A 26,117-nucleotide genomic window follows, 5' to 3' on the forward strand; every position below is an offset into this window, starting at 1 on the left:
GGGAAATATGGCAGTTTTAGAAATAGTAAAGCATCCAAATGAAGTGTTAGAAACACCGTGTGAAAGAGTAATTAACTTTGATAAAAAGTTAGTGAAATTGTTGAAAGATATGCATGAAACAATGTTAATTGCGGACGGAGTCGGTTTAGCTGCGCCTCAAGTAGGGGTAAGCTTGCAAGTGGCGGTAGTTGATATCGGTGATGATACTGGGAAAATTGAGTTAATCAATCCATCGATATTAGAAAAACGTGGTGAACAAGTAGGTCCCGAAGGCTGTTTAAGCTTCCCGGGACTTTATGGTGAAGTGGAACGTGCGGATTATATTAAAGTGCGTGCGCAAAATCGTCGAGGCAAAGTATTTTTACTAGAAGCAGAAGGGTTTTTAGCGCGTGCAATTCAACATGAAATCGATCATTTACACGGTGTGTTATTTACATCGAAAGTGACAAGATATTATGAGGAAAACGAATTAGAATAGGTATTAAAAGGAGCGGTTTTTAAATGATAAAAGTAGTATTTATGGGAACACCGGACTTTTCAGTGCCGGTGCTTCGTCGTCTTATTGAAGATGGCTATGATGTAATAGGTGTTGTGACGCAACCAGATCGTCCGGTAGGCAGAAAGAAAGTATTAACACCTACACCTGTTAAAGTGGAAGCAGAAAAACATGGTATTCCAGTGTTACAACCGTTAAGAATCCGTGAAAAAGACGAATATGAAAAAGTATTGGCATTAGAGCCGGATTTAATTGTAACAGCTGCGTTCGGTCAAATTGTACCAAATGAAATTTTAGAAGCACCGAAGTATGGATGTATTAACGTCCACGCTTCTTTACTTCCTGAACTTCGTGGTGGTGCACCAATCCATTATGCAATTATGGAAGGGAAAGAAAAAACAGGTATTACAATTATGTATATGGTAGAAAAATTGGATGCTGGTGATATTTTAACGCAAGTAGAAGTGGAAATTGAAGAGCGTGAAACGACAGGCTCGTTATTTGATAAGTTAAGTGAAGCAGGGGCACATCTTTTATCTAAAACAGTACCTTTACTAATTCAAGGTAAGTTAGAACCAATTAAACAAAACGAGGAAGAAGTAACGTTTGCATATAATATAAAACGTGAGCAAGAGAAAATTGATTGGACAAAAACAGGTGAAGAAGTATACAATCACATTCGCGGATTGAATCCATGGCCAGTTGCTTATACAACTTTAGCAGGACAAGTTGTTAAAGTATGGTGGGGAGAAAAAGTACCTGTAACGAAATCAGCTGAAGCAGGTACGATTGTTGCGATCGAAGAAGATGGTTTCGTTGTAGCAACTGGTAATGAAACGGGTGTTAAAATTACAGAATTGCAACCTTCTGGTAAAAAGCGTATGAGTTGTGAGCAATTTTTACGTGGCACAAAACCTGAGATTGGAACGAAGTTAGGAGAAAATGCATGAGACAAAATGTTCGTGAATTAGCTCTTGATGGTTTAATTCAAGTAGAAAAAAGTGGTGCATACAGTAACTTACTTTTAAATAATCTAATTGAAAAAAGTACAATTGATAGAAAAGATATTGGTTTATTAACTGAAATTGTATATGGAACAATTCAACGTCGTGATACATTAGATTATTATTTACAACCTTTTTTAAAAAAGAAGGTTGAGGCATGGGTAAGGGTATTGCTTCGTTTATCGTTATATCAAATGATCTATTTAGACCGAGTACCAGAAAGAGCGGCTATTCATGAAGCCGTTGAGATTGCAAAGCGCCGTGGGCATAAAGGAATTGCTGGTATGGTGAACGGTGTATTACGTTCGATTCAAAGAGAAGGTGTACCTTCTGTAGATGAAATCAAAGATCCGGTAGAACGCTTGGCAACTGCAACAAGTCATCCAGTTTGGCTTGTCCAAGAATGGGCTTCAGAATATGGTTTAGAAACTGCAGAGAAAATGTGCGAAGTGAACATGTTACCGCCTGTACCAACAGCGCGTGTAAATGTTGATAAAATAACAGTAGAAGAAGCAATTACATTATTAGCTAGTGAAGGTATAGAAGCGAAGCGTGGCGATTTATCAGATGATGCAATTCAAATTGAAAAAGGAAATGTAGCGCACACAGATGCGTTTAAAAAAGGTTTTCTTTCTATTCAAGATGAAAGTTCTATGCTGGTAGCACGTGCCTTAGAACCAGATGAGGGAGATGTAGTTCTTGATAGTTGTGCTGCTCCAGGTGGAAAAACAACGCATATTGCAGAGCGATTAAAAGGAACTGGTCAAGTCATGTCCCTTGATTTACATGCACACAAAGTACGTTTAATTAAACAACAAGCAGAGCGACTTGGTCTAGGAAATGTCGAAACAAAGGCATTAGATGCTAGAAAAGTACAAGAACACTTTGCAAATGAAACGTTTGATAAAATATTAGTAGATGCCCCATGTTCTGGATTTGGTGTAATTAGACGTAAGCCTGATATTAAGTTAGGTAAAGATAAAGGCGATAGTGAAAGACTATCGACGATTCAACTTGCAATACTAGAAAAAATCGCACCGTTATTAAAACAAGGTGGTCGCCTTGTTTATAGTACGTGTACAATTGAGAAAATAGAAAATGAACAAGTAATAGAACGATTTTTACAAGAGCATCCTGAGTTCGAGTGGGATACTACGATAAAAGAGCGTATGCCAGAAAAGTTAAGTCCGTATATTGATGAAGGTCAAGTACAAATTTTACCGCATTATTTTGCAACAGATGGCTTTTATATTGCTTGTTTAAGGAAGAAGGTGTAGCATCGTGGAAACGACTGTGAGAAAACAAAAGAAAAATTTAGAAACGAAAAAACCATCAATTTACTCTTTACAACTTCATGAAATGCAAGATTGGTTAAAGGAGCAAGGAGAACCAAAGTTCCGTGCTGGACAAATTTTTGATTGGTTATATAAAAAACGTGTAAAAAATTATGAGGATATGTCAAACCTTTCTAAAGGATTGCGTGAAAAATTGTCGAATTCCTTTGATATTACTACTTTAAATACGTTAGTAAAACAAACGTCTTCGGATGGAACAATTAAATTCTTATTCCAATTATATGATGGATATTCTATTGAAACGGTATTAATGCGACATGAATATGGAAATTCCATTTGTGTAACAACACAAGTAGGTTGTCGTATTGGGTGTACGTTCTGTGCTTCAACGCTTGGCGGTTTAAAGCGAAACTTAGAAGCTGGAGAAATTGTAGCACAAGTAGTAGAAGTGCAACGTGCACTTGATGAATCAGAAGAACGTGTAAGTTCTCTTGTCGTTATGGGAATTGGAGAACCATTTGATAACTATGATAATTTAATGGGATTCTTACGCATCATTAATCATGAAAAAGGACTTCATATTGGTGCGAGACATATGACAGTTTCGACAAGTGGAATCATCCCGAAAATTTATAAGTTCGCTGAAGAAGATTTACAAATTAATTTTGCGATTTCACTGCATGCTCCAAACTCAGAATTACGTTCAAAATTAATGCCGATTAACCGTGCTTATAAGCTACCAGATTTGATGGAAGCTATTAAATACTATGTAAATAGAACAGGGCGTCGTATTACTTTTGAATATGGACTATTTGGAGGCGAAAATGACCAAGTTGAGCACGCTGAAGAGCTTGCTGCGCTCTTGAAAGGTGTAAAATGTCATGTGAACTTAATTCCGGTAAACTACGTACCTGAACGTGATTATGTACGTACGCCACGTGAACAAATTTTCTTATTTGAAAAAACGTTAAAAGATCGTGGAGTAAATGTAACGATTCGCCGTGAACAAGGTCATGATATTGATGCAGCCTGCGGTCAGTTGCGTGCGAAGGAGCGCAAAGAAGAGACGAGGTGACGAGATGAAAGCCGTGTTTCTATCAGATAAAGGAAAAGTTCGTCAACATAATGAAGATAGTGCAGGAGTTTTTCACAATTTAGATGGAAATATTTTAGCGGTAGTAGCAGATGGAATGGGAGGTCATCGAGCTGGTGATGTAGCTAGCTCGATGACCATTCAATTATTCCATGATTATTGGAAGCAAACGCATAATATGAACGAGCCAAAAAAAGTAGAAGAGTGGTTACATACTAGCGTGGGGATTATTAATGAGCGTATATATGAATACTCTAAGCAACATGTAGAATGTAATGGTATGGGAACAACACTTATAATAGCGATTTGTACACCAAATTTTGTGACGATAGGTCATATAGGAGATAGTCGTTGTTATATGGTATCAGAGGGGGAAATCTCGCTTGTAACGGAAGATCACTCACTTGTTAATGAACTTGTGAGACATGGTGAAATTTCAAAAGAAGACGCAGAATATCACCCGAAAAAGAATGTTTTGTTAAGGGCATTAGGAACAGAAGAGAAAGTCGGATTAGATGTGAAAACATTAGTGCTAGAGGAAGATGATCAGTTACTTCTTTGCTCTGATGGACTATCTAACAAAGTTTCTATTGCTGATATGCAACAAGTTTTACAGTTAAATGAACAGCTAGAAACTAAGGGACAACGTCTCATTCAATTGGCGAATGATCGTGGCGGGGAAGATAATATCACCCTTGTTCTCATTGATTATGCGGGTTCGACAAACGAAAGTAGGTGAAGTGCAACGTGCTGATTGGAAAACGCTTAAATGACCGTTATAAGCTACTGAAAATGATTGGTGGCGGTGGAATGGCCAATGTTTATTTAGCTCATGATGATATACTAGGCCGAGATGTAGCGGTGAAAATATTAAGACTCGACTATTCAAATAACGAAGAGTTTATTAAACGTTTCCATCGAGAAGCGCAGTCTGTTACAACGTTGTCGCATCCAAATATTGTGAATATGTATGATGTCGGAGAAGAAGATGGTATATATTATCTTGTAATGGAGTATGTACCAGGACAAACATTGAAGCAATACATAATTGAGCAAGGAATGTTACCGATAGGAGAAGCTCTTGATATTATGGAGCAGTTAACATCCGCCATGGCACACGCCCATCATTTTGAAATTGTGCACCGCGATATTAAACCGCACAATATTTTAATTCGAGCTGATGGAGTAATAAAAGTAACAGATTTTGGAATTGCGACAGCTACAAGTGCAACAACAATTACACATACAAATTCAGTACTCGGTTCGGTGCATTATTTATCACCAGAACAAGCACGTGGCGGGATAGCAAATAAACAATCAGATATTTATTCCCTAGGGATTGTTATGTTTGAATTGTTAACAGGAAGACAACCATTTTCTGGCGAATCTGCTGTTGCTATAGCTTTAAAACATTTACAAAGTGAAATTCCGTCTCCAAAAAGATGGAATGAAAGTATTCCGCAAAGTGTCGAAAATATTATATTAAAGGCAACTGCGAAAGATCCGTTTCATCGATATCAATCTGCTAATGCGATGAAACGAGATATTGAAACTGCGCTATATCCAGAGAGGATAAATGAGCAGCCATTTTACATACCGGAAGATATGGAAGCGACAAAAGCGATTCCGGTTATTCAACAGGAACAATTATTCGAAAATGTAACTGATGAAACAATTGTTTTACAAGGAAGTAAAGTGGATGAACAGGCAAGAAAAGAAGATGAGGGTTTAAATAAGAAGAAAAAACGAAGTAATAAATGGCTCAAAGTTTTAATTATAACATTTTTACTTTTAGCGATCGGAATAACGTTAGCCCTTACTGTTATTCCAGGATTCTTTATTCCAAAAGATGTAAAAGTCCCTGATGTGGCTGGTATGAAATATACGACCGCAGTAAATACATTAGTTGAAAAGGGTTTTGAGGTTACGGAACCTAATATTGTATATACAGATGATGTTGAAACCGGTGATGTTATAAAAACAGACCCTGTGGCAGGAAGAGTCGTGAAAGAAAACTCTAAAATTACTATCTATCAATCAGGTGGGAAAAAGAAAAGTAAGATGATTGATTTCACAGGAAAAGATTTTGAGAGCATAAGGTCTGAATTAGAAGAAAAATATAAACAAGTTACAATAAATTATATTGAAAATGATAGACCAAAAGGTGAAATCGTTGAGCAAATTCCGACGTCGGATCAAATGGTAGTAGAGGCGGAACAAGACCTGAAAATTTGGGTAAGTAAAGGTCCTTATCAAATTAGACCAGGTGATTTTTCAGGATGGACTGAAAATAGTGTCAATGGTTATTTGAATGAGAGGAAACTAACTCCAGATATAAAACGAGAGTATTCTGATACTGTTGATAAAGGACTTGTAATTTCGCAATCTCCAAAACCGGGAACGCCGTTAAAAGAAGGAGATAAAGTGACGATTGTTATTTCAGATGGTCCTAAGCCGAAAGTAACGAAAACAGTGAAAGTGGATAATATTTCTATTCCGTATGAGTCTTCTATAATAGGTGAGAAAAAACCGCAAACGATAGAAATTTATAAAGAAGATATGCAACAAAAAATGGATAGACCAATTGAAACTAGAACAATTTCAGAGTCGGCAACTATTTCATTAGAATTTGTAATTCAAGAAGGTACAAAAGGACATTATAAAATTGTACGAGATGGTGTAACGATTATCGACAAAGAAGTACCATACCCAACTCAATAATAATGAATTCCATTTTATCTCCAAAGAGAATGGAATGTATTACTTCTGCCTGTTATGCTGTCTACATATAGTGGACTGTATAACAGGCAAAAATATATGATTCAAAAAGATATAAAAGTGATACTGTTATAAATAATATTTTAAATTTGATGGTAGATTAAATATATTAATGTGTATATATGACGGGTTTTGAAATCTTTATTTAAAGAATGATAATCCATTCAATATGAATTACAGCTTCACTTTATACAGAATAAAGGAGAATTATATGCCAGAAGGAAAAATTGTAAAAGCTCTAAGTGGATTTTATTATGTGCAGCATGAAGAAGGGATTACACAATGTCGCGGGCGTGGTGTGTTTAGAAAAAATAAAATTACACCACTGGTAGGAGACCAAGTTGTTTTTCAGGCTGATAATCCAAGTGAAGGATACGTGCTTGAAGTATTTGATCGAAAAAATGAACTTGTCAGGCCTCCTATTGCTAATGTTGATCAAGCAATTCTTGTTTTTTCAGCAGTAGAACCAGATTTTAATCCGGGGCTGTTAGATCGATTTTTAGTGCTGATTGAATATCATAACATTAAGCCGATTATTTGCATTAGTAAGATGGATTTAGTGGATGAAAAAATGAGAGAAACTGTTGAATCTTATGCAAATGACTATCGTGAGATGGGATATGATGTATTATTTACTTCTATAAATACATCGGAAAGTATTGATATTTTAAAACCGTTCTTAGAAGGTTGTGTTTCCGTTGTTGCGGGGCAATCTGGTGTTGGAAAATCTTCTATGCTTAACGTCTTACGTCCAGAATTAGAACTGAAAACGAATGATATTTCCTCACATTTAGGACGCGGGAAACATACGACAAGACACGTAGAATTAATTGCGATTGGAAGCGGACTAGTTGCAGATACACCTGGTTTTAGTTCACTCGATTTCATAGATATAGAGGTAGAAGATCTTACATATTGTTTTCCAGAGTTGAAAGAAGCGAGCCAATACTGTAAATTTAGAGGGTGTACACATCTTTCTGAACCGAAATGTGCTGTGAAGGCTGCGGTTGAAGAGGGGAAGATTACAGAATATCGTTATAAGAATTACAAACAATTTGTAGAAGAAATTAGAGAGAGAAAGCCGAGGTATTAGTTATGATTAAAATTGCACCATCAATCTTATCAGCAGATTTTTCAAAATTAGGGGAAGAGATTAAAGATGTAGAAAAAGGCGGAGCGGATTACATTCACGTCGATGTAATGGATGGACATTTCGTACCAAATATTACGATTGGACCATTAATTGTAGAAGCAATTCGTCCGATCACATCGTTACCGTTAGATGTACATTTAATGATTGAAAATCCTGATAACTATATCCCGACTTTCGCAAAAGCGGGAGCGGATATTATTACTGTTCATGTAGAGGCGTGCCCTCATTTACATCGTACAATTCAGTTAATTAAATCTCATGGCATTAAAGCAGGAGTTGTATTAAATCCGCATACGCCAGTTTCAGTGATTGAGCATGTATTAGAAGATATTGATATGGTATTACTTATGACAGTAAACCCTGGATTTGGTGGACAGAAATTTATCCATTCTGTATTACCGAAAATTAAACAAGTTGCAGAAATGGTTAAAGATCGCAATCTAGAAGTAGAAATTGAAGTTGATGGTGGTGTAAACGCTGAAACAGCAAGACTTTGTGTAGAAGCAGGAGCAAATGTACTTGTAGCTGGGTCAGCGGTATACAATCAAAAAGACCGCGGTGAAGCAATTCGTGTCATTCGTGGATAATGAATGAACGAGTCTTTATCCCAGTGAATCTTCTAGTGTAGTAAGTTTTCACTATTTATAAAGGGTAGAGAAAAAATATATAAAAAGGCAATCTACCGAATGGCAGATTGCCTTTTTACAATAGAAGGGGAAGGAAACATGATTATTCATATTTTAGCGGGAGGACCCGCGGAATATTGTGCAGATTTTTCTTCATATGAAAATGAGAAAGTAGTGTGGGCGGCAGTTGATAGAGGAGTATATCGTTTATTAAAAAGAGGTATTACTCCTGCTGTTGCGTTTGGAGATTATGACTCGGTTACTGAAGAAGAATTAGCATGGATGGGGCAACAAACAAATGATTTACATATTGTTCCTCGTGAAAAAGATCAAACAGATTTAGAAATTGCGATTAACTGGGCGTTAGAACAAAAGCCGGCACTCATTCGTATTTTTGGTGCTACTGGCGGAAGACTTGATCACGGTTTAGCGAATATACAAATGCTTTTAAAAGGATTAGAAGTAGGAATAGAGATGTGTATTGTAGACAATCAAAATGAAATAAGTGTAAAAAGAGTAGGTACACATATAATTGAAGAAAATAAAAATTTCCCTTATGTATCTTTTGTGCCTGTTACTGAAATAGTGGAAGGGATTACATTACTTGGTTTTAAATATCCTCTGACGAATAAAAAAATAGAGTGGGGATCCACACTTTGTATTAGTAATGAACTCGTTGAGGAAAAAGGTACTTTTTCATTTACTTCTGGCATATTAATGGTGATAAGAAGCACTGATTAAAGAAACAATTTTGCTCCTTACATCATATAGTGACCAAGTGGAGTAATGGGGATTAGGAGGGAAACCATGAGATTTTATACAATTAAGTTACCTAAATTTCTTGGTGGAATTGTTCGTGCCATGTTAAATACCTTCAAAAAAGATTAAAAAAAGCACCTATTACCGGTGCTTTTTCCATTGGTATAGTAAAAAAAGAGCCTAGCGGCTCTTTTTTTTATTATTAAACACGTTCGATTTTGCCAGATTTTAATGCTCTAGCAGAAACGTAAACACGTTGAACTTTTCCGTCGATGCGTACGCGAACTTTTTGAAGGTTAGCGCCCCACTTACGTTTTGTAGCGTTCATTGCGTGAGAACGAGAGTTACCAGAACGAGCTTTTCTTCCAGTAATAGCACAAACACGAGCCATTTATATTTCCCTCCCTTGATACCTTACCATACGTAATTTTTCAATGTTAGTCTTTTATGCGATGCTAAAAACACTACTATAATTTAACACAACTAAAAAGAGAATGCAACACTGTAGAAAAAAGAAATCAAGAAAAATTACTTGACACTATATGTCAATGAAGAAAAGTTGAAATCAAGAAAAATTGCTTGACATATTATAGTGATACATGTTGTATAATAACAATGGACTATTTTGCTCATCATAAAAAAGTGTAGTTTTCAACATAAAATATGAGAGTGAAAAAGAAAGAACGATGGAATTTTCTTTAAAAAGATTATATGATAGTAACTAAAGTAGTCTAACTCACTTTCACCATTTATGAAGGGGGAAAACGAGATGTCAATTGAAATTAAAACGAAGTACGGTCAAATTGATATTAGTACAGATGTAATTGCAACAATTGCTGGAGGTGCCGCGGTAGATTGCTACGGTATCGTAGGTATGGCATCAAAAAATCAGTTAAAAGATGGATTAACAGACATTTTACGAAAAGAAAATTTCACTAGAGGTGTTATTGTTCGTAAAGATGAAGATGAAGTACATATTGATATGTATATTATTGTGAGCTATGGTACGAAAATTTCAGAAGTAGCACATAACGTGCAGACGAAAGTGAAATATACATTAGATCAAACTGTAGGACTAGCAGTAGATTCTGTAAACATCTACGTACAAGGAGTTAAAGTAATAAACTTGTAATGTGCATTAAGGAGGAAAATCTGTGTCAATTCAAAAAATTGATGGAAAACGTTTATCACAAATGATCATTCAAGGAGCGAATAATTTAACGAATAATGTTCAGCTTGTTGATGCATTAAACGTATTTCCAGTTCCAGATGGCGATACCGGTACAAACATGAACTTATCTATGACTTCAGGCGCACGTGAAGTGAAAGCAAATCCTTCACAACATGCTGGTAAAGTCGGCGTAAGTTTAGCCAAAGGATTATTAATGGGAGCTCGTGGTAACTCTGGAGTTATTTTATCTCAGTTGTTCCGTGGTTTCTCGAAATCCATTGAACAAAAAGAAGAATTAACAACAGTTGATTTTGCTGCAGCTTTAGAAGCTGGAGTAGAGGCGGCTTACAAAGCGGTTATGAAACCGATTGAAGGAACGATTTTAACGGTTGCAAGAGAAACGGGTAAATATGCAGTAACAGTTGCGAAAAAACAGCGCGACTTTGTTTTGTTTATGGAAGACGTTGTGAAAGAAGCAAATGCATCGTTAAATCGTACGCCAGATTTATTACCTGTATTAAAACAAGTTGGCGTTGTAGATAGCGGTGGTAAAGGTCTTGTAGTAGTTTACGAAGGGTTTTTAGCTGACTTAAAAGGAGAAACGATTTCTTCTGATGCACCTGCCCAACCATCTATGAATGAAATGGTGCGCGCAGAACATCACCGTAGTGTACAAAGCCAATTGAGTACAGAAGATATTAAGTATGGATATTGTACGGAGTTCATGGTGAAATTAGAAGCTGATAAAGTGAAAGAACATAATTTCTCTGAACAAAAATTCCGTGAAGATATTAGTGTGTATGGTGATTCACTACTAGTTGTATCTGATGATGAAATTGTAAAAGTTCATATTCATGCAGAACATCCTGGAGACGCTATGAACTACGGACAACGTTACGGTAGTTTAATCAAGATTAAAGTAGAGAATATGCGTGAACAGCATACCGCTTTATTAGATGAGCCTGCTATGATGCCTGAGCCAACTAGCCAGCCTAAAGAGAAACAACCATATGGTATCGTAACTGTAGCTATGGGATCTGGTATTAAAACTTTATTTGAAAGCATTGGCGCGACGAAAGTTATCGAAGGTGGCCAAACGATGAATCCAAGTACTGAGGATATCGTGAAGGCGATTGAAGAAGCAAACGCTGAAAAAATCATTATTTTACCGAACAACGGGAATATCGTAATGGCAGCAGAACAAGCAGCGTCAGTTGTGGATCAAGAAGTGATTGTAGTTCGTTCAAAAACAGTTCCTCAAGGTATGGCTGCAATGTTAGCATTTAATCCAGTTGGAACGCTAGAGGAAAATGAAGAAAACATGAAAGAAGCTTTATCTCATGTGAAAACAGGTCAAATTACGTATGCTGTACGTGATACGGAAATTGATGGTGTGGCAATTCAAAAAGATGATTTCATGTGTATCGCAGATGGAAAAATCGTATCAACAAATGCTGAAAAAGTAGGAGCTGCGAAGCAATTACTAGAAGCACTAATTGATGAAGATTCTGAAATCGTAACGATTCTACAAGGTGAAGATGCAACTGATGAAGAAGTAGCTGAATTAGTTGAGTTTGTAGAAGAGAATTTTGAAGATGCAGAAGTAGAAGTACATGCTGGAAACCAACCGGTGTATTCTTTCATCTTCTCTGTAGAATAAGAAAAAATTCGTTTTGAAAATAAATGGATTACTTACTTGCTAATGGATAATAAGTAGTAATATGAAGTTTATTACTAGTTTTTATTCAAAAGGCTAGCATATTGAAGATAAAAAAGAGCCTTGCTGCTAATAGTGAGGCTCTTTTCTTTCGTGTTGTTTATGAGGGATTTGAGTAGTTTCTCTTAGAATGCCTATGATAGAATATATAGGGTGAAAGAGAGCGATTACAGATGTCAATCATGTTAATGGATAATGAATCAAAAAATAATGTGACGGAGCGTGAGAATCTTGAATGAAGTTGTACAAGTTCCTGTTACGGATGTAAAGGGAATCGGAGGAGAAACATCTGAATTACTACACGAGATGGGAATTTATACAGTTTCTCATCTATTAGAACATTTTCCGTACCGTTATGAAGACTATGCGATGAAAGATCTTGCAGAAGTAAAGCATGATGAACGTGTAACAGTTGAGGGAAAAGTTCATAGTGCTCCTTTACTGCAATATTACGGGAAGAAGAAGTCGCGTCTTACGGTTCGTGTCCTCGTAGGTCGTTATTTAATTACAGCTGTATGTTTTAATAGGCCGTACTATAAGCAGAAGTTAAATTTAGATGAAACGGTAACGATTACTGGAAAATGGGACCAGCATCGTCAAACGATTGCGGTATCAGAACTTCATTTTGGACCGGTTGTACGTCAACAAGAAGTGGAGCCTGTGTACTCAGTGAAAGGGAAACTTACAGTAAAACAGATGCGCCGTTTTATTGCACAAGCGTTAAAGGAGTATGGAGACTCTATAGTTGAAGTGTTACCAGATGGATTGCTAAGTCGGTATAAATTACTGCCACGTTATGAAGCGCTTCGGGCTTTGCATTTTCCATCGGGGCAGGAAGACTTGAAGCAAGCGCGTCGCCGGTTTGTATATGAAGAGTTTTTCTTATTTCAGTTGAAAATGCAAACGTTACGGAAAATGGAGAGGGAAAATTCGAAAGGGACGAAAAAAGAAATTCCTTCAGAAGAATTGCAAGAGTTTATCGATGCACTTCCGTTTCCATTAACTGGTGCGCAACGCCGAGTTGTAGATGAAATTATGAAAGATATGACATCTCCTTATCGAATGAATCGTCTGTTGCAAGGTGATGTAGGTTCTGGTAAAACGGTGGTCGCTGCAATTGGTCTTTATGCAGCGAAATTAGCGCATTATCAAGGTGCTTTAATGGTTCCAACAGAAATTTTAGCAGAACAACATTATCAATCGCTCGCAGAGACGTTCTCGCACTTTGGTATGAAGGTTGAATTGTTAACAAGTTCAGTTAAAGGTGTGAGACGCCGAGAGATTTTGGCAAAATTAGAACAAGGAGAAATAGATATCCTTGTTGGAACACATGCTTTAATTCAAGATGAAGTTATTTTTCATAGGTTAGGTCTCGTGATTACTGATGAACAACATCGATTTGGTGTAGCGCAGCGCCGAGTTTTACGTGAGAAAGGTGAAAGTCCAGATGTATTATTTATGACAGCAACACCAATTCCACGTACGTTAGCAATTACTGCATTTGGAGAGATGGATGTTTCTATAATCGATGAGATGCCAGCTGGTAGAAAGGTAATTGAAACATACTGGGCAAAACATGACATGTTAGATCGTGTTCTCGGTTTTGTAGAGAAAGAGATAAAAAAAGGAAGACAAGCATATGTTATTTGTCCTCTAATTGAAGAATCTGAGAAACTTGATGTACAAAATGCAATCGACTTACATAGTATGCTGACTCATCATTATCAGGGGAAATGTCAAGTCGGATTAATGCATGGAAGATTATCATCTCAAGAAAAAGAAGAGATAATGGGGCAATTTAGTGAAAATAAAGTGCAAATTCTTGTGTCGACAACAGTTGTTGAGGTGGGTGTAAACGTACCGAATGCGACTGTAATGGTTATTTATGATGCAGAGCGTTTCGGTTTATCACAGCTTCATCAGCTAAGAGGACGTGTTGGGCGTGGTAGTGAACAATCGTATTGTTTATTAATCGCGGATCCAAAATCGGAAACGGGAAAAGAACGAATGCGTATTATGACCGAAACGAATGATGGATTTGTATTGTCAGAAAAAGATTTAGAATTACGAGGTCCTGGAGATTTCTTTGGGAGTAAGCAAAGTGGTTTACCAGAATTCAAGGTTGCTGATATGGTACATGATTATCGGGCGCTAGAAACAGCTAGACAAGATGCTGCGTTACTAGTAGATTCAGAAGCGTTTTGGCATAATGATCAATATGCGTCGTTGCGTACGTATCTTGACGGGACAGGTGTGTTCCAGGGAGAGAAGCTCGATTAAAGGGAGGCAACAAAAGTTTTTGTTGCATTCTACTTTTAATGATTATATACTACTGTTAGTACCTAGTCATAAAAATGGATGGTGCGGTATGAAAAAAAGAAGAAGTAAAAAAGAAAGACAAGAATTATTACAACAAACGATAGAAACGAATCCTTTTATTACGGATGAAGATTTAGCAGAAAAATTTCAAGTGAGTATACAAACTGTACGTCTTGATCGTATGGAATTATCTATTCCTGAATTAAGAGAAAGAATTAAACATGTAGCTACAAAGCAACATGAAGAAGATGTGAAATCTTTACCGTTAGAAGAGGTTGTCGGAGAAATTATTGATATAGAATTAGATAGACATGCGATTTCTATTTTTGAAGTGAAGGTAGAACACGTATTTAAAAGAAATCAAATTGCCCGTGGGCATCATTTGTTTGCACAAGCAAACTCACTAGCTGTTGCGGTTATTGATGAAGAATTAGCTTTAACTGCAAAGTCTACCATTCGATACATTCGTCCTGTAAAATTAGGAGAGCGTGTTGTTGCAAAAGCGCGCGTGGAAGATGTAGAGAATGATAAAGGGCGGACGGTTGTCAAAGTGCGTAGCTTTGTTGGAGAAGAACTTGTTTTTACAGGCACTTTTGAAATGTATCGATCTAGTAATTATAGTGAGGAAGGTAACAACTTATGAAAATCGCAATAGATGCAATGGGCGGCGATCATGCTCCAAAGGCTGTCGTACTAGGAGCAATGAAAGCTATTAAGGAATATTCTGATTTACATATTACGTTAGTGGGGAAAGAAGAGGAAATTCGTCAATACTTAACGAGTGAAAAACGAATTACTATACTTCATACAGACGAAAAAATTGAATCGACAGATGAACCAGTAAGAGCGGTTCGTCGAAAAAAACAAGCTTCAATGGTACTTGCGGCGCAGCAAGTGAAAGACGGTGTAGCGGATGCTTGTATATCAGCTGGTAGTACAGGAGCTTTAATGGCGGCTGGATTGTTTGTTGTAGGTCGTATGGAAGGAATTGAGCGACCAGCTTTATCCCCTACAATGCCAACTGTTGATGGAGAAGGTTTTGTTATGTTAGATGTTGGAGCGAACGTTGATGCAAAACCGATTCATTTATATCAATATGCAGTAATGGGATCTGTATATGCTGAGAAAGTAAGAGGAATTAAAAATCCTCGCGTTGGACTTTTAAACGTTGGAACAGAAGATGGTAAAGGTAACGAGCTTTCAAAACAAGTCTTTGCAATGCTTAAAGATGCCCCAATTAATTTCGTTGGGAACGTTGAATCAAGAGATTTATTGCAAGGTGTAGCAGATGTTGTTGTATGTGATGGTTTTACAGGGAATGTAGCACTGAAATCATTAGAAGGAACAGCACTTGCATTATTCTCTATGTTAAAAGAACAGTTAATGAGTTCGTTTACGAGCAAATTAGCAGCAGCGGTATTAAAGCCAAAACTTATGGTATTAAAAGATAAAATGGATTATTCGGAGTATGGAGGAGCGGCATTATTTGGATTGAAGGCTCCTGTCATTAAGGCTCACGGTTCTTCCAATGACCAATCGATATTTAGTGCGATTCGTCAAACGAGAGAAATGGTAGCGAAAGAAGTTATTCCTACTATTTCAAGCGTAATGGAGAAAGAGCCACTCCAATAAGAGGAGGATTTGAAATGGGAAAACTAGCATTTCTTTTTCCGGGCCAAGGTTCACAGGCAGTTGGAATGGGTAAACAGTTAGCAGAGAATAATAAAGAGGTTGCAAATGTATTTGCAAAAGCAGATGAAGTGTTGCAAGACTCACTTTCAGAAGTGATTTTTGAAGGGCCGCAGGAAAAGCTTACGTTAACAACAAATGCGCAACCTGCTTTATTAACAACGAGTTTTGCTATTTTGACAGCTTTAAAAGAGTATGATATTACACCAGACTTTGTCGCAGGGCATAGTTTAGGTGAGTATAGCGCTCTTGTAGCAGCGGGTGCATTAACTTTTGAGGATGCAGTATATGCTGTAAGGAAACGTGGGGAATATATGGAAGAAGCTGTTCCTGGCGGAGAAGGTGCAATGGCGGCTATATTAGGTGCTGATCCACATATGCTGAAACAAGTTACAGAAGAAGTAACAAGTGAAGGATATGCAGTACAAATTGCTAATATGAATAGTACGAAGCAAATTGTGATTTCTGGAACAAAGCAAGGAGTCGAGATTGCTTCTCAAAGAGCGAAAGAAAATGGTGCAAAGAGAGCAATTCCGCTTAAAGTAAGTGGACCATTCCACTCTGCGCTTATGAAGCCAGCGGCGGAGAAATTCCAAAGTGTCTTAAATGAAATTACAATTCAAGATACGAATATTCCGGTAATCGCAAATGTAACAGCAGACGTTATTACAAGTGGTGCACATATTCAAGAAAAGCTAATCGAGCAGCTCTATTCGCCTGTCTTATGGTATCCATCCATTGAATATATGGTGAGTCAAGGGGTAGATACATTTATTGAGATTGGACCTGGGAAAGTACTTGCTGGACTTATGAAGTCAATTGATTCATCAGTGAAAGCATACGCGATATACGATGAAGAGACATTACAAGATACCATTTCGAATTTGAGAGGAGAAAGTTGATGTTAAAAGGGAAAGTAGCATTAGTAACGGGTGCTTCACGTGGAATTGGTCGTGCAATTGCGATTGATTTAGCAAAACAAGGGGCAAATGTTGTAGTAAATTATGCTGGTAACGAGCAAAAGGCAAATGAAGTAGTTGATGAAATAAAGAAATTAGGTTCGGATGCAATTGCAGTAAGAGCAGATGTTGCAAATGCTGAAGACGTTACAAATATGGTGAAACAAACTGTAGATGTATTTGGACAAGTTGATATTCTTGTAAATAATGCAGGTGTAACAAAAGATAATTTATTAATGCGTATGAAAGAAGAAGAATGGGATACAGTTATTAATACAAACCTAAAAGGTGTATTCTTATGTACAAAGGCAGTATCTCGATATATGATGCGTCAACGTCATGGACGTATTGTAAATATCGCTTCTGTTGTCGGAGTAACGGGAAACCCAGGACAAGCAAACTATGTTGCTGCTAAAGCAGGTGTAATCGGATTAACAAAAACATCAGCAAAAGAGTTAGCAAGCCGCAATATTACTGTAAATGCAATTGCTCCTGGATTTATTGCGACAGATATGACAGACGTATTAGATGAAAATATAAAAGCTGAAATGTTAAAATTAATTCCTGCAGCTCAGTTTGGTGAAGCGCAAGATATCGCAAATGCTGTAACGTTTTTTGCTTCTGATCAAAGCAAATATATTACAGGTCAAACGTTAAATGTTGATGGCGGTATGGTAATGTAATAAAAGAATCGATTTCAGCTAGTTTTTTTGGACAATATTTAATATAATATTTGAGGGGAGGTGAATGGAATGGCAGATGTTTTAGAGCGTGTAACAAAAATTATCGTTGATCGTTTAGGAGTAGAAGAAACAGAAGTAGTACCAGCTGCAAGCTTCAAGGAAGATTTAGGAGCAGACTCCCTAGATGTAGTAGAACTTGTAATGCAATTAGAAGACGAATTCGAAATGGAAATTTCTGATGAAGATGCTGAAAAGATTGCTACTGTTGGCGATGCTGTGACTTACATAGAGAGTCATCTATAATGCTTGAATGAAGTCCCGTTTTTTAGCGGGGCTTCTCGGCTTATATCTGGAGGGACCTATGCCGTACCGTAAATATAGAGAAAAAAAATACGAAACAAAATATCGTGAAGCGTTTAAAGTATTTCAAGAAAAAATAGGTATTACGTTTACAGATGAAAAATTATTGATTCAAGCATTTACGCATTCATCGTATGTGAATGAGCATCGAAAAAAACCGCATGAAGACAATGAGCGTCTCGAATTCCTTGGAGATGCAGTATTGGAACTTACTGTATCGCAGTATCTGTTTCAAAAATATCCGACAATGAGCGAAGGAGAGTTAACAAAACTACGTGCAGCTATTGTATGTGAACCATCTCTTGTTCGTTTTGCAAACGAGTTGTCATTTGGTAGCCTAGTTTTATTAGGAAAAGGTGAGGAAATGACAGGCGGACGTGAACGACCAGCTTTATTAGCGGATGTCTTTGAAGCGTTTATTGGTGCCCTTTATCTTGATCAAGGGTTAGAAACAGTATGGGGCTTCTTAAAAGAAATTGTATACCCTAAAATTAATGAAGGTGCTTTTTCTCATGTGATGGATTATAAGAGTCAATTACAAGAGTTGATTCAGCGTGATGGTAGTGGCAATATTGAGTATCAAATTTTACAAGAAAAAGGACCGGCTCACAATCGAGAATTTGTGTCACGTGTTACGTTAAATAACGTGGCCTTAGGTCTTGGTAGTGGCAAGTCGAAAAAAGAAGCAGAGCAACAAGCTGCTGCAGAAGCGTTGAAAAAGTTAAAAGAACAACTATAAGGAATCCCCCTTTGAATGAGGGGGATTCCTTGTGCATAGAATGAAACTTTCCTTTCGTTTATAAATGTAAGGAAATGAAATCCGTATAATCGTTTGTTTTTGTATAAACAACATTTATAGCAACGGAGAATAGGAGGAAGGCCTTTCGTGTTTTTAAAAAGATTAGAAATAGCAGGATTTAAGTCTTTTGCTGAGCGTGTATCTGTCGATTTTGTCCCAGGTGTAACGTCTGTAGTAGGACCTAATGGAAGCGGGAAAAGTAATATTACTGATGCCATTCGTTGGGTACTTGGTGAACAATCGGCAAAATCATTACGTGGTGCAAAGATGGAAGATATTATTTTTGCAGGTAGTGATACGAGAAGAGCGGTTAATGTTGCTGAAGTAACATTAACTTTAAATAATGAAGATCAACGTTTACCGATTGAATATAATGAGGTGTGTGTAACGCGTCGTGTATCTCGTTCTGGTGATAGTGATTTTTATATTAATAAACAATCATGCAGGTTGAAAGATATTATCGATTTATTTATGGACTCTGGTATGGGAAGAGAAGCTTTTTCGATTATTAGCCAGGGGAAAGTTGAAGAAATTTTAAGCAGTAAATCAGAAGAACGTCGTGGTGTATTTGAAGAAGCGGCGGGAGTGCTGAAATACAAACTTCGTAAAAAGAAAGCTGAAGGTAAATTAGCAGACACACAAGAAAACTTAAATCGTGTACAAGATATAATTCACGAATTAAGTAGTCAAGTAGAACCTTTAGAAAGACAAGCTTCTATTGCAAAGGATTATCTCGAGAAAAAAGAAGAATTAGAGAAAGTAGAAGCGGCGCTTATTGTACATGAAATTGAAGAATTACATGAGAAATGGGAAGCACTTCGAAATCAGTTTGGGCATAATAAAAACGAAGAAGCGAAAATGTCAACGCATTTACAAAAAGGTGAAGAAGAGCTAGAGGAATTACGAGGCCAATTACAAGCAGTAGATGAGTCTGTAGATTCCCTGCAAGAAGTACTTTTACTTTCTAGTAAAGAGCTAGAAAAGTTAGAAGGACAGCGTGAGCTATTAAAAGAGAGAAAGCAAAATGCAACGACGCATTGTGCACAACTCGAACAGTTAATTGTTGAATTAACAGAGAAAGCTACAAGTTATGATGGTGAAATTGAATCGAGTACAGAAGTATTGATGCAATTTGTAAATCATGTAAAAGAGTTGGAGACGAAATTGCATGATAATGAGCAATTACTTGCAACGTTTGCTGACAATTTAGAAGAGCAAATTGAGAATTTAAAAGGTGACTATATTGAACTTTTAAATCAACAAGCTAGTCATCGTAATGAGTTATCTATGATTGAAGAACAATCTAAACAACAAAACTCAAAAAATGAACGCCTTGATGAAGAAAATGCGAAATATGTAGAAATGCGTATGGAAATTACAGCGAAAAAGACAAAACTTGTGGAAAGTTATGAACAAGTAAAAGAAAAAGTAGCTGGAATCCTTTCGAATATACAAAAGACAGAAGCGGCACTTGGGAAATGCAAGGCGCAGTATAGTGAAAACGAAACAAAACTGTATCAAGCATATCAATTTGTACAACAGGCACGTTCTCGAAAAGAAATGCTAGAAGAGATGCAAGAGGACTACTCTGGTTTCTATCAAGGGGTACGTGAAGTATTAAAAGCTAGAGAAAATAGGTTGCAAGGTATTGAGGGTGCTGTTGCAGAACTGCTAACGGTACCAAAAGAATATGAAATTGCAATGGAAATTGCTCTAGGTGCAGCGATGCAGCATATAGTTGTACAAAAAGAAGAACATGCTCGTAATGCAATTGCGTTTTTAAAACAAAATAAACATGGACGAGCAACGTTTTTACCGCAAGCTGTTATTAAAGGTAGATCGTTATCATTTGAGCAATTACGTATTGTAAATCAGCACCCATCGTTTGTAGGTGTGGCAGCAGAACTCGTGCAATATAACAATAAATATGAAAATGTAGTTTCAAATTTATTAGGTACTGTTATTGTTGCAAAAGATTTACGCGGAGCGAATGAGTTGGCGAAACAATTGCAATACCGTTATCGCATTGTAACAATCGAAGGTGATGTAGTAAACCCTGGCGGTTCTATGACGGGTGGAGCGGTAAAACAGGCGAAATCATCTTTATTAGGACGTCAACGTGAACTAGAAGAGTGGACGAGTAAGTTAACTGATATGGAAGAAAAAACAACGAAGTTAGAAAACTTTGTTAAAGCAGTAAAACAAGAGATTCAAGAAAAAGAAGTGCAAATACGCGAACTAAGGCAAAGTGTAGAAGCAGAGCGTGTAGATGAACAGAAATTAAGAGAAGAAATTAGTCGCTTAGAATTAGAAGAACATCGTATTAATGATCGTTTATCTATTTACGATTTAGAGATTGAAGGGTTCTTGCAAGACCAAGTGAAAATGCAAGGCCGTAAAGAAGAGTTAGAAAAGATTTTAGCGACTCTTCAGGCAGAGATTACGGAATTAGATAGCAAAATCACAGCTTTAACAAAACAAAAAAGTGAGCAACATTCTTCGAAAGAAAAAGTTCAAAAAGAAATGACTGAGTTAAAAGTGTTAGCAGCTGAAAAGCAACAACGCTTATCTAATCAAAAAGAAAAAGTAGAACGATTGACGAAGGAAAAAGAAGAAACCGATGCAACGCTTGTCAAAACGAAAGAGGATTTAGCATTCTTAAAACAAGAAATGACATCGAATTCAAGTGGTGAAGAACAAATTACGAATATGATTGAGAAGAAAGCATATGATCGTAATCAAACTTCAGAGTTAATTCGCTCTCGTCGTGAACAACGTGTATCGTTACAAGAGAGAGTAGAACAGTTAGAGCGTAACCTGAAAGAAACAACAGGTAAACATAAATACATTCTTGAGATGTTGAAAGATCAAGAGGTAAAAATAAACCGACTTGATGTAGAGTTAGAAAATAGATTACAACATTTACGTGAAACATATACGATTTCATTTGAAGCGGCAAAACTGAAGTATACAATGGTGATGCCTGCTGAGGATGCACGTAAAAAGGTGAAACTAATTAAACTCTCCATCGAAGAGCTAGGTACAGTAAACTTAGGAGCAATTGATGAGTATGAGCGTGTGGCAGAGCGTCATACATTCTTACTAGAGCAAAAAGATGATCTAGAAGAAGCAAAAACGACATTGCACCAACTTATTACTGAAATGGATGAAGAAATGAAAAAACGCTTTTCTACTACGTTTGAAGGAATTCGAATGGAGTTTCAATCGGTGTTCTCTGAATTATTTGGAGGCGGTAGAGCGGATTTAGTTATGACGAATCCAGAGGACTTATTAAATACGGGTATTGATATCGTAGCGCAACCGCCAGGGAAGAAACTGCAAAACTTAGGTTTACTTTCAGGGGGAGAGCGTGCTTTAACGGCAATTGCGCTGCTATTTGGTATTTTAAAAGTGCGCCCAGTCCCATTCTGTGTATTAGATGAGGTAGAGGCTGCTCTTGATGAGGCAAACGTTGCCCGTTTTGCTCAGTATTTAAAGAAATTTAGTGATGAGACACAGTTTATTGTAATTACACATAGAAAAGGTACAATGGAAGAGTCTGACGTATTGTACGGTGTAACAATGCAAGAGTCAGGGGTATCTAAACTTGTTTCGGTTCGTTTAGATGATGGAGAAGAACTAGTTGCAAGCAAATAGAAAGGATGGGACAGTATGAGCTTTTTTAAAAAACTAAAAGAAAAAATTTCAAAACAAACAGATACGGTAACAGAGAAGTTTAAACAAGGATTAGAAAAAACGAGAAATTCGTTTGCAGATAAAGTAAATGATTTAGTCTTTCGTTACCGTAAAGTAGATGAAGATTTCTTCGAAGAATTAGAAGAAATTTTAATCGGTGCAGATGTTGGCGTTTCGACAGTGATGGAATTAATCGACCAGCTGAAAGAAGAAGTGCAACGTCGTAATATTCAAGATCCAAAAGAAGTACAAGCTGTTATTTCGGAAAAATTAATAGAGATTTATAAAGGTGACAGTGATTTTACTAATGAAATTAATGAGCAAAAGGATGGCTTGACAGTTGTTTTATTTGTTGGTGTGAATGGTGTAGGTAAAACGACAACAATTGGTAAGATGGCTCATAAGTTTAAATCAGAAGGTAAGTCTGTCTTATTAGCAGCAGGAGATACATTTCGTGCTGGAGCGATTGAACAATTAGAAGTATGGGGCGATCGCGTTGGGGTAGAAGTGATTAAACAAGGATCAGGGTCTGATCCAGCAGCGGTTATGTATGACGCTGTACAAGCTGCAAAAGCACGTAAAGTAGATGTTTTACTATGTGATACAGCAGGACGTTTACAAAATAAAGTAAACTTAATGAAAGAGTTAGAGAAGGTAAAGCGTGTAATTGAGCGTGAAGTACCAGGAGCTCCTCATGAAGTATTACTTGTTATTGATGCAACAACAGGACAAAACGGTTTAAGTCAAGCGAAAACATTCCGTGAAGCAACGAATGTGACTGGTATTGTTTTAACGAAGTTAGATGGAACTGCTAAAGGTGGTATTGTATTAGCAATTCGTAACGAAATGGATGTACCGGTGAAATTCGTTGGATTAGGAGAGCAAATGGATGATCTGCAGCAGTTCGATCCAGAACAATATGTATATGGTTTATTTGCGAACTTAGTAGAAACAGAAGAAGTATAAGTGAAAGAAGCGGTATTTTCCGCTTCTTTTTCTATAAAAATATGAGATGTTAAGAAAAAAACTTGACACTCTTTTGTACTCCATGTAAACTAATTCATGTAAAGGGAAATCACTTAACAAAGGATGATCCAACATGCTCGAAAAAACAACGAGAATGAACTATTTATTTGATTTTTATCAATCGTTGTTAACGCAAAAACAAAGAAGTTATATGTCGCTTTATTATCTAGATGATTTATCTCTTGGTGAAATTGCGGAAGAATTTGATGTAAGTCGCCAAGCCGTGTATGATAACATTAAACGGACTGAAGCGATGCTTGAAGAATATGAAGAAAAATTAGTATTACTTCAAAAGTTTCAAGAGCGACAGCGACTTGTTGCAAAGCTAAAACAGCTAATCAGCGAAGAAGAGCATGTGAATGAAGAAATGAAACAAGTTGTTGAAGCTATCGAAAAATTAGATTAGGAGGGCGGCAATATGGCATTTGAAGGATTAGCCGACCGACTTCAACAGACGATGCAAAAAATCCGCGGCAAAGGAAAAGTTTCTGAAGCCGATGTGAAAGAAATGATGAGAGAAGTTCGTCTAGCTCTTTTAGAAGCGGACGTTAACTTTAAAGTAGTAAAAGATTTTGTAAAGCGTGTATCTGAACGTGCTGTCGGACAAGATGTAATGAAAAGTTTGACACCTGGACAACAAGTAATTAAGGTTGTACAGGAAGAACTTACAGAACTTATGGGCGGAGAGCAAAGCAAAATTGCTGTTGCTAATAAGCCACCGACTGTTATTATGATGGTTGGTCTGCAAGGTGCAGGTAAAACAACGACGACAGGTAAGCTTGCGAATTTGCTTCGTAAAAAGCATAATCGTAAACCAATGCTTGTTGCGGCGGATATTTACCGTCCTGCAGCGATTAAACAGCTTGAAACATTAGGGAAGCAATTGGACATGCCTGTATTCTCTTTAGGAGATCAAGTAAGTCCTGTTGAAATTGCGAAACAAGCGATTGCAAAAGCGAAAGAAGATCATCATGATTATGTTTTAATTGATACAGCAGGTCGCCTGCATATTGATGAAGAACTAATGGATGAATTAGCGAAAGTGAAAGAAGTTGCGAAACCGGATGAAATTTTCCTTGTTGTCGATGCGATGACAGGACAAGACGCGGTTAATGTTGCACAAAGTTTCCATGAACAGCTAGGTTTAACAGGGGTTGTATTAACGAAGCTGGATGGTGATACGCGCGGTGGTGCGGCATTGTCTATTAAAGCTGTTACAAATACGCCAATTAAATTTGCTGGTATGGGTGAAAAACTAGATGCACTTGAAGCGTTCCATCCAGAACGTATGGCATCCCGTATTTTAGGGATGGGAGACGTCTTAACATTAATTGAAAAAGCGCAAGCTACAGTTGATGAAGAGAAAGCAAAAGAACTTGAGCAAAAAATGCGTACGCTTTCGTTTACACTTGACGATTTCCTAGAACAACTTGGACAAGTGCGTCAACTTGGACCGCTTGATGAATTGTTAGGAATGCTTCCTGGTGCAAATAAAATTAAAGGGCTGAAAAATGCACAAGTTGATGAAAAACAAATTGGGCATATTGAGGCAATTATTCGTTCTATGACTAAATTAGAGCGAGAACAACCGGAAATAATCAATGCTAGTCGCAAAAAACGCATTGCCAAAGGTAGCGGTACAACGGTACAAGAAATCAATCGTTTAATCAAGCAATTTGATGATATGAAAAAAATGATGAAAACGATGACTGGAATGCAAAAAGGTAAGAAAAAAGGACTAGGTGGATTGAAGTTTCCATTCATGTAAGGAAAAAAGATGGCTCTGTTAAGAAAAAATACTTTACAAAGCAATAGTCTTTTTGCTAATATAATTATCTGTGTGAAATAAATTCGGAGGTGCTTTATAAATGGCAGTTAAAATTCGTTTAAAACGTATGGGAGCTAAAAAAACTCCTTTCTATCGTGTAGTTGTTGCAGATTCTCGTTCTCCTCGTGACGGACGTTTCATTGAGGAAATCGGTACTTACAATCCGGTTGCTCAACCAGCTGAAGTTAAAATCAACGAAGAAGCAGCATTAAAATGGTTAGGAAATGGTGCTAAACCATCTGATACAGTTCGTAACTTATTCTCTAACCAAGGTATCATGGAGAAATTCCACTTATCTAAACAAGGTAAGTAATTGAGGCAATGACTATGAAGAAGTTAGTCGAGACGATTGTCAAGCCTCTTGTCGATTATCCTGAAGATGTAAAAGTTACACAGGAACTTTACAACGGAGAGATAAAGTATCGATTAACTGTACATCCTGAGGATGTTGGAAAAGTCATTGGAAAACAAGGGAAAGTTGCGAAAGCAATTCGAATGCTCTTGTATTCAGTGGGACATCACAATAGTGAAAAAGTAACACTGGAAATTCAATAAACGTAAAAAGGGCGAGGAGTTATTTCCTCTCCCTTTTTTAACATTTAAAGAGAAATTGCATGTTCCATATGTGAAATGGGGATGCTTAATTTATATAGAAACCAGGGGTGA

The 26,117-nt window shown here is 37.0% G+C and carries 26 protein-coding genes; 25 read left to right on the plus strand and 1 reads right to left on the minus strand.

Features of this window, described 5'->3' with window-relative positions:
• The first annotated feature begins 7 nt into the window (after positions 1-7).
• From def to spoVM, 10 genes are all read left to right on the plus strand, one after another.
• Positions 8-478 carry a peptide deformylase gene (gene def / locus RCJ96_RS05215; protein ID WP_000279468.1) on the plus strand — a complete coding sequence of 157 codons (471 nt, stop codon included), beginning with the start codon at positions 8-10 and terminating at the stop codon, positions 476-478.
• A gap of 23 nt (positions 479-501) precedes the next feature.
• A complete protein-coding gene (fmt, locus tag RCJ96_RS05220; protein ID WP_000598789.1) occupies positions 502-1,446 on the plus strand; it encodes a methionyl-tRNA formyltransferase in 945 nt (314 codons plus the stop codon).
• On the plus strand, positions 1,443-2,777 hold the full coding sequence (gene rsmB / locus RCJ96_RS05225) for a 16S rRNA (cytosine(967)-C(5))-methyltransferase RsmB (protein ID WP_074606259.1): 1,335 nt from the start codon (positions 1,443-1,445) through the stop codon (positions 2,775-2,777). The genes fmt and rsmB overlap by 4 nt, the downstream gene beginning before the upstream one ends.
• Before the next feature lie 4 nt (positions 2,778-2,781).
• A complete protein-coding gene (gene rlmN, locus RCJ96_RS05230; RefSeq protein WP_000450543.1) occupies positions 2,782-3,870 on the plus strand; it encodes a 23S rRNA (adenine(2503)-C(2))-methyltransferase RlmN in 1,089 nt (362 codons plus the stop codon).
• Positions 3,871-3,874: 4 nt separating this feature from the next.
• Complete coding sequence (locus RCJ96_RS05235) at positions 3,875-4,627, plus strand: Stp1/IreP family PP2C-type Ser/Thr phosphatase (protein WP_000648696.1); 753 nt, start codon at positions 3,875-3,877, stop codon at positions 4,625-4,627.
• 8 nt (positions 4,628-4,635) lie between these two features.
• Positions 4,636-6,609: a serine/threonine protein kinase PrkC gene (gene prkC / locus RCJ96_RS05240; RefSeq protein WP_074606255.1), complete on the plus strand. Its 1,974-nt coding sequence runs from the start codon at positions 4,636-4,638 to the stop codon at positions 6,607-6,609.
• Positions 6,610-6,877: 268 nt separating this feature from the next.
• Positions 6,878-7,759 (plus strand): ribosome small subunit-dependent GTPase A, encoded by an 882-nt coding sequence (gene rsgA / locus RCJ96_RS05245; protein WP_001113936.1) that lies wholly within the window; start codon positions 6,878-6,880, stop codon positions 7,757-7,759.
• 2 nt (positions 7,760-7,761) lie between these two features.
• Entirely contained in the window at positions 7,762-8,406 is a 645-nt protein-coding gene (rpe, locus tag RCJ96_RS05250) for a ribulose-phosphate 3-epimerase (protein WP_074606254.1), read from the plus strand.
• Positions 8,407-8,505: 99 nt separating this feature from the next.
• Positions 8,506-9,186 carry a thiamine diphosphokinase gene (locus tag RCJ96_RS05255; RefSeq protein WP_001998094.1) on the plus strand — a complete coding sequence of 227 codons (681 nt, stop codon included), beginning with the start codon at positions 8,506-8,508 and terminating at the stop codon, positions 9,184-9,186.
• Between the two features lie 66 nt (positions 9,187-9,252).
• Positions 9,253-9,333, plus strand: coding sequence for a stage V sporulation protein SpoVM (gene spoVM, locus RCJ96_RS05260; protein ID WP_001213599.1), 81 nt, complete (start codon positions 9,253-9,255; stop codon positions 9,331-9,333).
• 73 nt (positions 9,334-9,406) lie between these two features.
• On the opposite strand, the gene rpmB is transcribed toward spoVM, so the two are convergent.
• A complete protein-coding gene (gene rpmB / locus RCJ96_RS05265) occupies positions 9,407-9,595 on the minus strand; it encodes a 50S ribosomal protein L28 (protein ID WP_000124776.1) in 189 nt (62 codons plus the stop codon).
• Positions 9,596-9,973: 378 nt separating this feature from the next.
• Here rpmB and RCJ96_RS05270 point away from each other — a divergent pair, with 378 nt between their 5' ends.
• The 15 genes from RCJ96_RS05270 (at position 9,974) to RCJ96_RS05340 (ending at position 26,006) form a co-directional block, all read left to right on the plus strand.
• Complete coding sequence (locus tag RCJ96_RS05270; protein WP_000021109.1) at positions 9,974-10,336, plus strand: Asp23/Gls24 family envelope stress response protein; 363 nt, start codon at positions 9,974-9,976, stop codon at positions 10,334-10,336.
• Positions 10,337-10,358: 22 nt separating this feature from the next.
• Positions 10,359-12,035 (plus strand): DAK2 domain-containing protein, encoded by a 1,677-nt coding sequence (locus RCJ96_RS05275; protein WP_000027110.1) that lies wholly within the window; start codon positions 10,359-10,361, stop codon positions 12,033-12,035.
• Positions 12,036-12,323: 288 nt separating this feature from the next.
• Positions 12,324-14,372: an ATP-dependent DNA helicase RecG gene (recG, locus tag RCJ96_RS05280; RefSeq protein ID WP_001006880.1), complete on the plus strand. Its 2,049-nt coding sequence runs from the start codon at positions 12,324-12,326 to the stop codon at positions 14,370-14,372.
• Between the two features lie 88 nt (positions 14,373-14,460).
• A complete protein-coding gene (gene fapR, locus RCJ96_RS05285; protein WP_000747352.1) occupies positions 14,461-15,054 on the plus strand; it encodes a transcription factor FapR in 594 nt (197 codons plus the stop codon).
• Positions 15,051-16,043 (plus strand): phosphate acyltransferase PlsX, encoded by a 993-nt coding sequence (gene plsX, locus RCJ96_RS05290; RefSeq protein WP_098106238.1) that lies wholly within the window; start codon positions 15,051-15,053, stop codon positions 16,041-16,043. The genes fapR and plsX overlap by 4 nt, the downstream gene beginning before the upstream one ends.
• A 14-nt stretch (positions 16,044-16,057) precedes the next feature.
• The gene (gene fabD, locus RCJ96_RS05295) at positions 16,058-17,002 is read left to right on the plus strand and encodes an ACP S-malonyltransferase (protein WP_061183964.1); all 945 of its coding nucleotides are present in this window, start codon (positions 16,058-16,060) and stop codon (positions 17,000-17,002) included.
• Positions 17,002-17,742 carry a 3-oxoacyl-[acyl-carrier-protein] reductase gene (fabG, locus tag RCJ96_RS05300; RefSeq protein WP_000911784.1) on the plus strand — a complete coding sequence of 247 codons (741 nt, stop codon included), beginning with the start codon at positions 17,002-17,004 and terminating at the stop codon, positions 17,740-17,742. Before fabD ends, fabG begins: the two co-directional genes overlap by 1 nt.
• Positions 17,743-17,811: 69 nt before the next feature.
• A complete protein-coding gene (gene acpP, locus RCJ96_RS05305) occupies positions 17,812-18,045 on the plus strand; it encodes an acyl carrier protein (protein ID WP_000786062.1) in 234 nt (77 codons plus the stop codon).
• A 58-nt stretch (positions 18,046-18,103) separates the two neighbouring features.
• A complete protein-coding gene (gene rncS / locus RCJ96_RS05310; RefSeq protein ID WP_001146876.1) occupies positions 18,104-18,841 on the plus strand; it encodes a ribonuclease III in 738 nt (245 codons plus the stop codon).
• Between the two features lie 147 nt (positions 18,842-18,988).
• Positions 18,989-22,558: a chromosome segregation protein SMC gene (gene smc, locus RCJ96_RS05315; protein WP_000479000.1), complete on the plus strand. Its 3,570-nt coding sequence runs from the start codon at positions 18,989-18,991 to the stop codon at positions 22,556-22,558.
• A gap of 15 nt (positions 22,559-22,573) precedes the next feature.
• Entirely contained in the window at positions 22,574-23,563 is a 990-nt protein-coding gene (gene ftsY, locus RCJ96_RS05320) for a signal recognition particle-docking protein FtsY (RefSeq protein WP_000007646.1), read from the plus strand.
• A 133-nt stretch (positions 23,564-23,696) separates the two neighbouring features.
• Positions 23,697-24,029: a putative DNA-binding protein gene (locus RCJ96_RS05325; RefSeq protein WP_000891062.1), complete on the plus strand. Its 333-nt coding sequence runs from the start codon at positions 23,697-23,699 to the stop codon at positions 24,027-24,029.
• Positions 24,030-24,041: 12 nt separating this feature from the next.
• Positions 24,042-25,391 carry a signal recognition particle protein gene (ffh, locus tag RCJ96_RS05330; protein ID WP_000863461.1) on the plus strand — a complete coding sequence of 450 codons (1,350 nt, stop codon included), beginning with the start codon at positions 24,042-24,044 and terminating at the stop codon, positions 25,389-25,391.
• Between the two features lie 100 nt (positions 25,392-25,491).
• The gene (gene rpsP / locus RCJ96_RS05335; protein WP_000268750.1) at positions 25,492-25,764 is read left to right on the plus strand and encodes a 30S ribosomal protein S16; all 273 of its coding nucleotides are present in this window, start codon (positions 25,492-25,494) and stop codon (positions 25,762-25,764) included.
• Positions 25,765-25,778: 14 nt separating this feature from the next.
• Positions 25,779-26,006, plus strand: coding sequence for a KH domain-containing protein (locus RCJ96_RS05340; protein ID WP_000737403.1), 228 nt, complete (start codon positions 25,779-25,781; stop codon positions 26,004-26,006).
• The last annotated feature ends 111 nt before the right edge of the window (positions 26,007-26,117 follow it).

The organism is Bacillus sp. BSL6 (assembly GCF_052928345.1).

Excerpts from the sequence above, each read along its gene's own strand:
- rpsP (WP_000268750.1), top strand. The coding sequence starts at position 25,492 with ATGGCAGTTAAAATTCGTTTAAAACGTATGGGAGCTAAAAAAACTCCT.
- fmt (WP_000598789.1), top strand. The coding sequence starts at position 502 with ATGATAAAAGTAGTATTTATGGGAACACCGGACTTTTCAGTGCCGGTG.
- rsmB (WP_074606259.1), top strand. The coding sequence starts at position 1,443 with ATGAGACAAAATGTTCGTGAATTAGCTCTTGATGGTTTAATTCAAGTA.
- ffh (WP_000863461.1), top strand. The coding sequence starts at position 24,042 with ATGGCATTTGAAGGATTAGCCGACCGACTTCAACAGACGATGCAAAAA.
- RCJ96_RS05270 (WP_000021109.1), top strand. The coding sequence starts at position 9,974 with ATGTCAATTGAAATTAAAACGAAGTACGGTCAAATTGATATTAGTACA.
- RCJ96_RS05325 (WP_000891062.1), top strand. The coding sequence starts at position 23,697 with ATGCTCGAAAAAACAACGAGAATGAACTATTTATTTGATTTTTATCAA.
- fabG (WP_000911784.1), top strand. The coding sequence starts at position 17,002 with ATGTTAAAAGGGAAAGTAGCATTAGTAACGGGTGCTTCACGTGGAATT.
- plsX (WP_098106238.1), top strand. The coding sequence starts at position 15,051 with ATGAAAATCGCAATAGATGCAATGGGCGGCGATCATGCTCCAAAGGCT.
- rsgA (WP_001113936.1), top strand. The coding sequence starts at position 6,878 with ATGCCAGAAGGAAAAATTGTAAAAGCTCTAAGTGGATTTTATTATGTG.
- fapR (WP_000747352.1), top strand. The coding sequence starts at position 14,461 with ATGAAAAAAAGAAGAAGTAAAAAAGAAAGACAAGAATTATTACAACAA.
- rncS (WP_001146876.1), top strand. The coding sequence starts at position 18,104 with ATGCCGTACCGTAAATATAGAGAAAAAAAATACGAAACAAAATATCGT.
- rpe (WP_074606254.1), top strand. The coding sequence starts at position 7,762 with ATGATTAAAATTGCACCATCAATCTTATCAGCAGATTTTTCAAAATTA.
- def (WP_000279468.1), top strand. The coding sequence starts at position 8 with ATGGCAGTTTTAGAAATAGTAAAGCATCCAAATGAAGTGTTAGAAACA.
- RCJ96_RS05235 (WP_000648696.1), top strand. The coding sequence starts at position 3,875 with ATGAAAGCCGTGTTTCTATCAGATAAAGGAAAAGTTCGTCAACATAAT.
- RCJ96_RS05340 (WP_000737403.1), top strand. The coding sequence starts at position 25,779 with ATGAAGAAGTTAGTCGAGACGATTGTCAAGCCTCTTGTCGATTATCCT.
- RCJ96_RS05255 (WP_001998094.1), top strand. The coding sequence starts at position 8,506 with ATGGCAGATTGCCTTTTTACAATAGAAGGGGAAGGAAACATGATTATT.
- ftsY (WP_000007646.1), top strand. The coding sequence starts at position 22,574 with ATGAGCTTTTTTAAAAAACTAAAAGAAAAAATTTCAAAACAAACAGAT.
- rpmB (WP_000124776.1), bottom strand. The coding sequence starts at position 9,595 with ATGGCTCGTGTTTGTGCTATTACTGGAAGAAAAGCTCGTTCTGGTAAC.
- acpP (WP_000786062.1), top strand. The coding sequence starts at position 17,812 with ATGGCAGATGTTTTAGAGCGTGTAACAAAAATTATCGTTGATCGTTTA.
- fabD (WP_061183964.1), top strand. The coding sequence starts at position 16,058 with ATGGGAAAACTAGCATTTCTTTTTCCGGGCCAAGGTTCACAGGCAGTT.
- spoVM (WP_001213599.1), top strand. The coding sequence starts at position 9,253 with ATGAGATTTTATACAATTAAGTTACCTAAATTTCTTGGTGGAATTGTT.